General features: G+C 67.0%; 9 protein-coding genes. 5 read left to right on the top strand and 4 right to left on the bottom strand.

The annotated features are described in order from the left end of the window. The 4 genes from QOC76_RS15520 to QOC76_RS15505 all read left to right on the top strand — a co-directional run. Window positions 1-705 (top strand): HAD-IC family P-type ATPase (locus tag QOC76_RS15520; protein ID WP_526357815.1); only part of this gene is annotated, 705 nt, incomplete at its 5' end. A 1-nt stretch (window position 706) separates the two neighbouring features. Beyond that, a complete protein-coding gene (locus QOC76_RS15515) occupies window positions 707-1,615 on the top strand; it encodes a potassium-transporting ATPase subunit C (protein WP_526357813.1) in 909 nt (302 codons plus the stop codon). Beyond that, complete coding sequence (locus QOC76_RS15510; protein ID WP_526357825.1) at window positions 1,599-4,172, top strand: DUF4118 domain-containing protein; 2,574 nt, start codon at window positions 1,599-1,601, stop codon at window positions 4,170-4,172. The genes QOC76_RS15515 and QOC76_RS15510 overlap by 17 nt, the downstream gene beginning before the upstream one ends. Continuing rightward, entirely contained in the window at window positions 4,169-4,849 is a 681-nt protein-coding gene (locus tag QOC76_RS15505) for a response regulator transcription factor (protein WP_526357811.1), read from the top strand. The genes QOC76_RS15510 and QOC76_RS15505 overlap by 4 nt, the downstream gene beginning before the upstream one ends. 19 nt (window positions 4,850-4,868) lie before the next feature. Here QOC76_RS15505 and QOC76_RS15500 read toward each other — a convergent pair whose 3' ends face one another. Genes QOC76_RS15500 through QOC76_RS15485 form a run of 4 tightly spaced genes read right to left on the bottom strand, consistent with a single transcriptional unit; the run spans window position 4,869 to window position 9,629 of the window. Further along, window positions 4,869-5,729 carry an alpha/beta fold hydrolase gene (locus QOC76_RS15500; protein ID WP_526357809.1) on the bottom strand — a complete coding sequence of 287 codons (861 nt, stop codon included), beginning with the start codon at window positions 5,727-5,729 and terminating at the stop codon, window positions 4,869-4,871. Between the two features lie 14 nt (window positions 5,730-5,743). Then, window positions 5,744-7,357 carry a RecQ family ATP-dependent DNA helicase gene (locus tag QOC76_RS15495; RefSeq protein WP_526357807.1) on the bottom strand — a complete coding sequence of 538 codons (1,614 nt, stop codon included), beginning with the start codon at window positions 7,355-7,357 and terminating at the stop codon, window positions 5,744-5,746. A gap of 17 nt (window positions 7,358-7,374) precedes the next feature. Continuing rightward, a complete protein-coding gene (locus QOC76_RS15490; protein WP_526357805.1) occupies window positions 7,375-8,967 on the bottom strand; it encodes a phytoene desaturase family protein in 1,593 nt (530 codons plus the stop codon). Further along, window positions 8,964-9,629: an SDR family NAD(P)-dependent oxidoreductase gene (locus tag QOC76_RS15485; RefSeq protein WP_526357803.1), complete on the bottom strand. Its 666-nt coding sequence runs from the start codon at window positions 9,627-9,629 to the stop codon at window positions 8,964-8,966. The genes QOC76_RS15490 and QOC76_RS15485 overlap by 4 nt, the downstream gene beginning before the upstream one ends. 79 nt (window positions 9,630-9,708) lie before the next feature. Here QOC76_RS15485 and QOC76_RS15480 point away from each other — a divergent pair, with 79 nt between their 5' ends. Continuing rightward, on the top strand, window positions 9,709-11,580 hold the full coding sequence (locus QOC76_RS15480) for a propionyl-CoA synthetase (RefSeq protein WP_526357801.1): 1,872 nt from the start codon (window positions 9,709-9,711) through the stop codon (window positions 11,578-11,580). Window positions 11,581-11,996 lie beyond the last annotated feature (416 nt).

The raw sequence follows: 11,996 nt of genomic DNA, 5'->3' as shown, positions 1-11,996 counted from the left end.
GTCAAACAGGGCATGCGGGAGCGGTTCGACGAGATGCGCCGGATGGGCATCCGCACCGTGATGATCACCGGCGACAACCCCTTGACCGCCAAGGCGATCGCCGATGAGGCGGGCGTCGACGACTTTCTCGCCGAGGCCACGCCCGAGGACAAGATGGCGCTGATCAAGAAGGAGCAGGCCGGCGGCAAGCTCGTCGCGATGACCGGCGATGGCACCAACGACGCCCCCGCACTGGCTCAGGCCGACGTCGGCGTCGCGATGAACACCGGCACGTCGGCGGCCAAAGAGGCCGGCAACATGGTCGACCTCGACTCCGATCCGACGAAGCTCATCGAGATCGTCGAGATCGGCAAGCAGCTGCTGATCACGCGTGGTGCGTTGACGACGTTCTCGATCGCCAACGACATCGCCAAGTACTTCGCGATCATCCCTGCGATGTTCGTGGCGCTGTTCCCCGGCCTGGACCTGCTGAACGTCATGCGGCTGCACAGCCCGCAGTCGGCGATCCTGTCCGCGGTCATTTTCAACGCGATCATCATCGTCGCGCTCATCCCGCTGTCGTTGCGGGGCGTACGTTACACGCCGAGCAGTGCCTCAAAGCTGTTGAGCCGCAACCTCTACGTCTACGGCCTCGGCGGCATCATCGCGCCGTTCATCGGTATCAAGCTGATCGATCTCGTCGTCCAACTCCTCCCCGGAATGTGAAATGAAGCTATCCAACCTCGTTCGTCAACACTGGGCGGCGCTGCGCGCGCTGCTAGTGCTCACCGCAATCGTCGGCCTGGCCTATCCCCTCTTCATCTGGCTGGTCGTCCAGCTGCCCGGGCTGCGCGACAAGGCCGACGGCTCGATCATCGAGGCCGACGGAAAACCGGTCGGCAGCAGCCTGATCGGCCAGTCGTTCACCGACAGCGACGGCGACCCGCTGCCGCAGTACTTCCAGAGCAGGCCTTCGGCGGCAGGCGACGGCTACGATCCGCTGGCCACCAGCGCAAGCAACCTGGGACCGGAGAGCATCGTCGACACGCCCGGTGACCCGTCCCTGCCCGGGGACAACAACGGCTACAAGCCCAGCCTGCTCACCCTGGTGTGCTCGCGCAGCGCCGCCGCCGGTGAACTCGACGGCGTCGACGGGTCACGGCCGTTCTGCACGGGCGACGGTGTCGGCGCCGTGCTGTCGGTGATCGGCACCCGCGACGCCCGCGGCGACGTGGTGCACCCGACACGGGTCGTCAGCGTCAACGAGCCGTGCGAGACCACGCCGACGCCGTTCCTGAACACCTACCAGGGCGTCCGGGTCGAGTGCGCCCGCTACGGCGAGGACTACAGCATCGGCCAGATCGTGCCGATCCGCGGCAGCGCACCGGCCGACCCCGCGGTGCCCGCCGACGCCGTTACCGCCAGCGGTAGTGGCCTCGACCCGCACATCTCGATCGCCTACGCGGATCTGCAGGTCAACAGGGTCGCCACGGCCCGCGGCGTCGCCGCCGATCTGGTTCGCCAAGCCGTCGCCGACAACACGAACGGGCGCTGGCTCGGGTTCTTCGGCGAACCGACCGTCAACGTCTTGAAGCTCAACATCGCCTTGGACCAGAAGTATCCGGCAAAGAGCTGACGCACCGGTGGATGATGAGCATGTGAGTAAGTCGCCGCAGGGCGCCAAACGCGGGGAGCTGCGCATCTACCTCGGCGCAGCTCCCGGCGTCGGTAAGACGTACGCGATGCTCGGCGAGGCTCACCGGCGACTGGAGCGCGGCACCGATATCGTCGCGGCCGTCGTCGAGACGCACGGCCGCAAGAAGACGGCCGAGCTGATCGAGGGCATCGAAGTCATCCCGCCGAACTACATCGACTATCGCGGCACCCGCTTGGCCGAACTCGACGTCGACGCCGTCATCAAGCGCCACCCACAGGTCGTGCTGGTCGACGAACTCGCGCACACCAACACTCCGGGCAGCAGGAACCCGAAACGGTGGCAGGACGTCGACGAGCTCCTCGATGAGGGCATCAGCGTGATCTCGACGGTCAACGTCCAACACCTCGAGAGCCTCAACGACGTCGTCACCCAGATCACCGGGATCGAACAACAGGAGAAGGTGCCCGACGAAGTCGTCCGCGCCGCCGATCAGATCGAACTCGTCGATATCACGCCGGAGGCGTTGCGGCGCAGACTGTCTCACGGCAATGTGTACGCATCCGAGCGCATCAATGCCGCACTGTCCAATTACTTCCGGCAAGGCAACCTGACTGCGCTACGCGAACTGGCGCTGCTGTGGCTGGCCGATCAGGTGGACGCTGCGCTGGCCAAATACCGTGCCGACAAACACATCACCGACACATGGGAAGCCCGCGAACGGGTTGTTGTCGCCGTAACCGGGGGGCCTGAGTCCGAAACGCTTGTGCGACGCGCGTTTCGCATCGCATCGAAATCGAGCGCAGAGCTCATGGTGGTCCATGTGGTGCACGGCGACGGCCTCTCGGGTGTCTCCGCTCCCCAGATGGGCAAGGTGCGAGAGCTGGCCACCAGTCTGGGCGCCACCGTGCACACCGTCGTCGGAGACGACGTGCCCGCCGCACTTCTGGATTTCGCCCGCGAAATGAACGCCACACAGCTGATAGTCGGCATTTCACGGCGATCGCGGTGGGCGCGGATCTTCGACGAGGGCATCGGCGCCGCCGTCGTGCAACAGTCGGGCAAGATCGACGTTCACATGGTCACCCACGGGGAGGCCAGGCGCGGCCCCTCGTGGTCATCGCTGACCCCTCGGCAGCGGCACACGGTGTCCTGGCTCGCCGCACTGGTCGTCCCGTCGGCGATCTGCACGCTCATCGTCGGACTGCTCGACCCGTTCCTGGGTGTCGGCGGGGAAAGCGCGCTGTTCTTCGTCGGCGTCCTCGTCGTCGCGTTGCTTGGTGGCGTGGCGCCCGCCGCACTGTCGGCCCTGCTGTCGGGTCTACTGCTGAACTACTTCCTCGTCGAGCCTCGTCACACCTTCACCATCGCCGAGCCCGACAGCGCCATCACCGTCGTCGTGCTGCTCGCCGTCGCGGTCGCGGTCGCCGCGCTGGTGGACGGCGCCGCGAAACGCGCCAGGGAGGCCACGCAGGCCTCCCGCGAAGCGGAACTGCTCGCGCTCTTCGCCGGCTCGGTGCTTCGGGGCGCCGACCTCGACACGCTGCTCGAGCGGGTCCGCGAGACGTACTCCCAGCGCGCCGTCAGCGTGCTGCGCGTCAACCACGACGACGAACGCATCGTCGCGTGCGTCGGCAAGGACCCGTGCGTGTCGGTGGATTCGGCCGACACCGCCATCGAGGTCGGCGACGACGAATTCTGGATGTTGATGGCGGGCAGGCAACTCGCCGCCCGCGACCGCCGCGTACTGACGGCTGTCGCGAAACAGGCGGCCGGCCTGATCAAGCAGCGCGAGCTCACCGAGGAGGCCGGCAAGGCGGAAGCGATCGCGCAGGCCGACGAGCTGCGCCGCTCGCTGTTGTCAGCCGTCAGCCACGATCTGCGCACACCGTTGGCGGCGGCCAAGGCAGCGGTATCCAGTCTGCGCAGCGACGACGTCGACTTCTCCGCCGAGGACACCTCCGAGCTGCTCGCCACGATCGAGGAGTCGATCGACCAGCTCACCGCGCTCGTCGGCAACCTGCTCGACTCGTCGCGACTGGCGGCCGGAGTGGTCCGCCCGGCGCTGCGGCGGGTGTACCTGGAAGAGACGGTGCAGCGGGCGCTGGTGGGAATCAGCCAGCACTCCACCGGTTTTCGCAGTGTGGCGCTCGACCGGGTGAAGGTGGAGGTGGACGACGCGGTTGCGATGGCCGACAGCGGCCTGCTCGAGCGGGTGCTGGCGAACCTGATCGACAACGCCCTGCGCTACGCGCCCGACAGCCCCGTGCGGGTCACGGCGAGCACAGTGGGCGACCGGGTGCTGATCGCTGTGATCGACGAGGGCAGGGGCATACCGCGCGGCGCCGAGGAGCAGTTGTTCGCGCCGTTCCAGCGACTCGGAGATCAGGACAACAACACCGGCGTCGGCCTCGGCCTCTCGGTCGCGAAGGGATTCGTCGAGGCGATGGGTGGAACCGTTCAGGCCACCGACACGCCCGGCGGCGGATTGACCGTGCTCGTCGACCTCACCGCTCCTCCAAGGAGTTCGGCGACATGACAAGGGTTTTGGTTGTCGACGACGAACCGCAGATCCTGCGCGCCTTGCGCATCAACCTGTCCGTGCGTGGCTACGAAGTTGTCACCGCCGCGAGCGGCAGCGGTGCACTGCGTGCCGCCGCGGACGACCACCCCGACGTCGTCATCCTCGACCTCGGATTGCCCGACATGTCGGGTATCGACGTCATCGGCGGCCTGCGGGGTTGGCTGACCGCGCCGATCATCGTGCTGTCGGCGCGCACCGACTCCGCCGACAAGGTGGAGGCTCTCGACGCCGGGGCCGACGACTACGTCACCAAGCCCTTCGGTATGGACGAGTTCCTCGCGCGTCTGCGCGCAGCGATCCGGCGTGGTGCCGCCGCCGCGGAAACCGACGAGCCCGTCGTCGAAACATCCTCGTTCACAGTGGATCTGGCATCGAAGAAGGTCTCCAAGAACGGCACCGAGGTCCACCTCACGCCGACCGAGTGGGGCATGCTGGAGATGCTGGTGCGCAACCGCGGCAAGCTGGTCGGCCGCGAGGAGCTCCTCAAGGAAGTATGGGGGCCCGCGTACGCCAAGGAGACGCACTATCTGCGGGTCTACCTTGCGCAGCTGCGGCGCAAGCTCGAGGATGACCCGTCGCGCCCCGTGCACCTGCTGACCGAAGCCGGCATGGGCTACCGCTTCCAGGAGTGACTTTTTCCGCCGAGCAGTGTTAGTGAGCGGTCTCCTCGGCGAGCGCGATCAGCTTCTTGCGCACCATGTCCGGGCGCTCGTCGACGACGAAGTGGGTGGCGTCGACGGATTCCAGCGTGTAGTCGTCGGCGTTCGCGGTCTCCACTGACACCATCGAGGGGCGGACGACGGCGTCGCCGGCACCGTAGAGCACCCGTATCGGCACGGTGGCCCGTCGCGTTTCGGGTTGGCGTGCGGCAGCGGGCAACTCGCGAAGCAGGAACGTCCGATAGGTGTCCCTGCCGGCGCGGGCGCACACCGGGTCGCGGAATCGGTCGGCGAAGACGCGGGCGTCTGCGGGGTCGATTTTGGATCCGGCCTTCAAGAAGTAATGAACCAGATTCGTGTGGCGTTGGAACGCAACACCGAACGTGGCGAGCGGCAGCTGGTATGCCAGTCGCCACAGATGCGGCAGCGCAGCACGCGGCGACTGCCACGGATGGTTGATGTTCATCGCGAGATAGCCGTCGAACCGCTCGGGCTCGCGCAGCACCATCAGATAGCCGACGGCGGCGCCCCAGTCGTGGGCCACCAGCAGCACCCGGTCCAGTCCGAGTGCGTCGAGCAGCGCCAGCACATCGGTGGCGACGTCGTCTTTGGCCCACTTGTGCGGCGCCGGCCCCGACCACCCGTAACCGGGTAGGTCGGGCGCGATGATCCGCAGCCCTGGCGGCGGATCGGCCAACAGGTCGCGGTACTCCCAGTGGTGCTGCGGCCAACCGTGCAGCGCGAGGACCGGGCGGCCGTCCGGCGGGCCCGCCTCCGTGACATGGAAGCGCACACCGTTGGCGTCGACGAAGGACCGGCGCGCTCCGGCGATCGGAGGCGGTTGATCAGCCATCATCGGACTATAGGTCAGGCGGGATCTTCGACCCGCAGCAGATCGTTCTCCTCAGCCGCGTGGACTGACAGTGTGCGATACCCGTAGTAATTGAACAGCACCGTCACCCGATCGGGCTCACCGTGCAGGACGACTCCCGGTCCCCACTCGCGATGTTCGACGGGCGTGCCGAGCGCGATCGCCGACTCCCCGTCGGCCGCGGCGGGGCCCTTCTCGTGGCAGCGGTCGCAGTTCCCGCAGGGACCGGCGAGGAAGTCTCCGAAGTACGCCAACAGGAACTGGCGACGGCAGTGCGTGGTTTCGGCATAGGACCGCATCATCTCGACGCGCGTGCGATCGACGCGTTCGCCGAGGCGGGCCATCTCCACCGCCTTCGCCACCGCTGCGTCCGCGGCCAGGCCTGTCGCCGTGAAGCCCTCCGCGCCGGACGTGATGGCGCCCGCACGCTCGAGCAGATTGACCGTCGCCGTCAGCTTCCGCCCGTGCATCTCGATGTCAGAGCGAAGCTGCTTCAACCGTTTCGGCTCGTTGCCAAGCGCCGCGTATACCGCGTGCAGCGCATCCTCATCGGCGTGCCGAGTGGCGAACAGGTCGCCCAGCGACAGGTCTTCCGAACGATAGAACAAGGCGGCGCGCGCGGACTCACCGTCGCGTCCTGCCCTCCCGATTTGCTGGTAGTAGGTGTCGACCGACTCCGGCACCGATGCGTGCAGGGCGAAGCGGACGTTTGGTTTGTCGATTCCCATCCCGAATGCGGACGTCGCCGCGACGACGTCCACCTCGTCGGCCAGGAATCGCCGGTGCACGTCATCGCGGTCGGATCTGCTCAAGCCCGCGTGGTACGCGGCGGCCGAAATACCTCTCTCGGCGACTCGTTCGGCGTACCACTGCGCATCCCTGCGGGTCGCGCAGTAGAGCAGTCCGGGTCGCTCGAGCCCATCGATGACGTCGAGAACGTCACCGCGCTTCTCGTCGTCATCCAAGTCGTCGCGCACTTCGAGTGCGATGTTGGGCCGGTCGAATCCACCCGAGATCACCAGCGGGTCGCGCAGATTCAAGACGTCGACGATTTCGCCGCGCACCACCGCCGACGCAGTCGCCGTCAGCGCAGCGACCGGTGGCCTGCCCAGCGCGTCGATGGCATCGCGCACCCGCAGATACGTCGGACGAAACTCGTGTCCCCACGCTGAAACACAGTGGGCCTCGTCGACGACGATGAGCGCAGGCGCTGCATCCGCCAGGCGGCGCAGGGTCTCGTCCTTGGTGAGCTGCTCGGGGCCCAGGAACACATAGCGCGCCTCCCCGCTGTCGATCGCGGACCAGGCGCGGTCGATCGACGACACCTTCAGCCGCGAGTTGATGGCCACCGCAGCGGGCGCGCTGACCCGCTCCAGTTGAGCGATCTGATCGTGCTGCAGTGCAATCAGCGGGGATACGACGATCACCGGACCGCCCAACAGCACACCCGGCACCTGGTAGATCGCCGATTTACCCGACCCGGTCGGCATTACTGCGAGGACGTCGCGCCCGGCGAGAATCGCGGTCATCGCGTCGATCTGCTCGGGTCGCAGTGCCTGCCAACCGAATACCCGCGCGGCTACCTCATCGAGGTCGCTATGGTCGCCCACTTCAGACCTTTAGGCGGCTATCGGGTGAGCAGTGACAGCACTGCACTGCCGATGCGCCGACGGGGCCAGCCGCGTAACCCGTCGCGGACAAGGGCGGCGTTCGCCGCATTGCGTCCGCACACTCCGTGCACGCCGCCGCCGGGTGTGGCGCCGGCACTACCGAGATAGACGTTGTCCACCGGTGTTTCGGCCCTGCCGAAGCCGGGAGCGGGGCGGAAGATCAACTGCTGGTACAGCTGCGAGGTACCGCCGTTGACGGCGCCGGCGAACAGGTTGGCATCACTGTTCTCCAGATCCGACGGACGCTGGATCGCCTTCCCGATCACCCGGTCGGCGAATCCCGGCGCATGCTCCTCGAGCACCAGATCGACAGCCTGCGACAGTCGATCCGCGGACTCATCGTCTGCCATACCGCGCGGCAGATGGGTGTAAGCCCAGGCGCTTTCGGTTCCCGCCGGTGAGCGAGTCGGGTCCGCCGTGGTCATCTGGCCGAACAGCATGAACGGCCATCGCGGAACCGTCTTGGTGTTCAGGTCCGCCATCCACCGTACGAGGCCGTCGTGGTCGGCGCCGAGGTGCACGGTGCCCGCATCGTTCAGGCTCTTGGACTGCCACGGTATCGCCGAATCCAGCGCATAGTTGATCTTGAGAACCGGTGTGTCCCAGACGAAGTGGTGAAGCGATCGCTTCAGTCCGTTCGGCACGGCATGTGATGGCAGCAGGTCGCAGAACAGGCTCGGCGCCGACGTGTCGGCCACCACGGCTCGGCGCACCTTCACCGTCGAGCCGTCGGTGGTGTGCACGGCGATTGCGCGTCCGCCGTGCACCTCGATCGCGTCGACCTCACGTCCGCATTCGATGTGCGCGCCGGCCGATCGGGCCCGGTTGACCAGCGCCTCGGCCAACTTGCCCGCACCGCCCACAGGTACCGGAAAGCCGCCGTCCTGGGCCATCATGATGAGCATGTAACCCATCACCGCGCTGCCGGGCGCGTCGATGGGCACGTCCGCATGCATCGCGTTGCCGAGCAACAGCAATCGCGCCGATTCGCCGGTGAACAGCTTCTCCGTCATCACCCCTGCGGGCAGCAGCAACAGGTGGGCGAACCTCAGCGCCTCGGCGGTGCCGAGCTCGCGCAGCAGCCGGACGGGTCCGCGCAACGGCGGAAACGGCGAGAAGAGCGTCGACAACAGCGGCTGGCTGATCCGCTGCCACTGTTCGAACAGTTCGCCCCACTGGTCGCCGTCGCCGGGATCGCGTCGATTCAGGTCGGCGATCGTCCGGTCGATGTCGCGGTAGATCACCGGTGCGTCATCGTCGTCGGCCGATCGCGCATGACCGACCACCCCGGGCGCATGCGTCCACTGCAAGCCGTGGTCTTCGAGGTTCAGTGCCCGCAGCGCCGGCGAGACCACCGACAGCGGATAGAACGCGCTGTACAGATCGCTGACGAAGCCGGGGAACAACTCAGCGCTCTTCACCGCGCCGCCGGGCGCGGACTGCGCCTCGAGCACCAACACATCCCACCCGGCGTCGGCGAGCATCGCCGCGGCCACCAGGCCGTTGTGTCCGGCGCCGATCACCACGGCATCGGCGGTTTGTCGGATCATCGCGGCCGCTGCGAAATCAATCGGTGGGCAACGGCTTTGACCGAGTCCGGCAGGAACCGATTGGCCAGTCCCATCGCCTTGGACAGCGCAGACACCGCCGCGACGACCTTCTGCTCGCCGCGCATCATCGCGTCGTACCCCTGGTTGGCGACCTCGCCAGGATCGTCCTTCGGCATGCGGCCTACGACGGTGTCGGCCATACCGAGGCGCGCGAAGAAATTGGTGTCGGTCGGGCCCGGCATCAATGACGTGACGGTCACGCCGGTGTCGCGGATCTCGTCATGAAGGGCTTCGGCGAAGGACTGCACGAACGACTTGGATGCCGCGTACATCGCCTGACGGGAATCAGGCATCTGGGCGACGATGGATGACGTATACAGCACCTTGCCGGACCCCTGTGCGGCCATGTCCCGCAGAACGAGTTTGGAAAGAAGCACCGTGGATCGGACGTTGAGGTCCACGACGTCGAGGTCGCTCTCGAGATCTCGCTCGACGAATTTCCCCGCCCCGCCGGAGCCGAGCTTCTCGGCGCTGGCGTGGATCGCGTCGTCGTCGGCGGCGACCACGACGTCGAATCCGTCCTCGCTGAACAGCTTCGCCAACTCGAACCCGATACCGCTCGATGCGCCCGTCACCAACGCGAGACCCCTGGCGCCCGTCATGGAAGCGGGCTACCCGGGACCACCGGAGTCAAACGACGATGTCGCCCTATGGCGGCGTCATCGCGGCTACCGTGCCGATATGGGTGGATATCGAGAGCTGTTCGACGCGAGCATCCGAGACCCCGACGCGTTCTGGGCCGACGCCGCCCGCGCGGTGACGTGGACGCGTGAGCCGAAGCAGATCCTCGACGACTCGAACCCGCCGTTCTACCGGTGGTTCCCCGACGGGGAGCTCAACACCTGCGCCAACGCGCTGGACAGGCACGTCGAAGCGGGCCGCGGCGAGCAGCCCGCGTTGATCTACGACTCGCCGGTGACCGGCTCGCAGCGCACCTACACCTACCGCGAACTGCTCGACTTGACGGCGCGGTTCGCGGGCGCGCTGCGGGGCCTCGGCGTCGAGAAGGGCGACCGAGTCGTCATCTACATGCCGATGATCCCCGAGGCCGTCATCGCGATGTTGGCGTGCGCGCGGCTGGGCGCCGTCCACTCGGTGGTGTTCGGCGGGTTCGCGGCGCACGAATTGGCCGCCCGCATCGACGACGCCCGGCCCGCCGCCATCGTCACGGCCTCCTGCGGCGTCGAGCCGACGCGCACCGTCGACTACAAGCCGATGATCGACGCCGCCCTCGACATCGCCGAATACGCGCCGCCGGCATGCGTCATCGTGCAGCGGCATCAGCAGCCGTGCGAGCCGCTGGCGGGCCGCGATCACGACTGGAACGAGGTGATCGCCGACGCCGAGCCGGTGGATCCGGTGCCCGTCGCCGCCACCGACCCGCTGTACGTGCTCTACACATCGGGCACGACGGGCAGTCCCAAGGGAATCGTCCGCGACAACGGCGGACACGCCGTCGCGCTGCTGTGGACCATGCGACACGTCTACGACACCGAACCGGGCGACGTGTACTGGGCCGCCTCCGATGTGGGCTGGGTGGTCGGCCACTCCTACATCGTCTACGGCCCGCTGATGCTGGGCGCGACGACGGTGCTCTACGAGGGCAAACCGGTCGGTACGCCCGATGCCGGCGCGTTTTGGCGGGTGGCGGCCGAGCACGGAGTCAAGGCGATGTTCACCGCTCCGACCGCGATCCGGGCGATCAAGAAGGAGGACCCCGACGGCATCCATCTCGGCAAGCACGACCTGTCGGCGCTGAAGTATCTGTTCCAGGCGGGCGAGCGACTCGACCCGGGCACCTACCACTGGGCGTCGGAACGGCTGGGCGTTCCGGTCATCGACCACTGGTGGCAGACGGAGACGGGCTGGCCGGTCGCCGCCAATCCGATGGGCGTAGAGCAAATGGACATCAAGCCGGGTTCACCGACCGTGCCCATGCCCGGGTACGAGGTGCGCATCCTGCGCCCCGACGGCTCGGAGGCCGACCCGGACGAGGAGGGCGCGATCTGCGTCAAACTTCCGTTGCCGCCGGGCACCCTGCCGACGCTGTGGGGCGACGACGACCGATACGTCGCGGCCTATCTGTCGGCGTTCCCCGGTTACTACCTGACCGGCGACGGCGGATACATCGACGAGGACGGCTACCTGTATGTGATGGGACGCACCGACGACGTCATCAACGTTGCGGGCCACCGCATGTCGACGGGTTCCATCGAGGCGGTGCTGGCGGCCCACCCTGCGGTCGCGGAATGCGCGGTCATCGGCGTCGCCGACGAACTCAAAGGACAGGTGCCGCGCGGTCTGGTCGTGCTCAAGGCGGGCGCTTCGGCCGATGGCTTAGCCGAGGAGCTGATCGCCGCCGTACGCGAAAACATCGGCGCGGTTGCGGTTTTCAAGGCCGTCGACGTCGTGCCCGCGCTGCCGAAGACCCGTTCCGGCAAGATCCTCCGCAAGACCATGCGCGGTATCGCCGACGGTCGCGACGAACCGGTGCCCTCGACGATCGAGGACCCGGCGGTGCTCGAGAAGCTCAGGCCCATTCTGTCGCGTTGACTCTGCGGTGAGGGCGGGTGGCTGCGAGTGATGCGCGCCATGTGCGCAGAGTCAACGAGGCCCGCCAAAGGTGTTGTCTGCCGAAGGGGTCCATCAAGATCACGACGACGCTTTCCTGTGTTTCCACGCTGAAGAGAACTATTGTGAAGTCGGCATATGTTGAGACGAACTCTGCTCCCACCTGCACAGGCGGTCAGAGCGACTAAGGAGTTGAACAGCATGCGAGTGTCAGAAACTAAGGCCGGCGGATGTAATTGTCATTGCAACGCATGCGATGGCGGTCATCACTGCGGTAACCCGCCGAACTGCAACGTCAGGCGCTGACCGCAGCGGCGCGAGCCTCTTTCAGTAGCGGAGCAACCGCGACGGAGATCCGTCGCCGTCCGTTTGTGTGCACTTTCCCGGGGATCGGCGGC

Origin of the sequence: Mycobacterium sp. (genome assembly GCF_032159565.1) — a bacterium.
Lineage (GTDB): Bacteria > Actinomycetota > Actinomycetes > Mycobacteriales > Mycobacteriaceae > Mycobacterium.
This window is presented reverse-complemented; position numbering and strand designations above follow the sequence as displayed.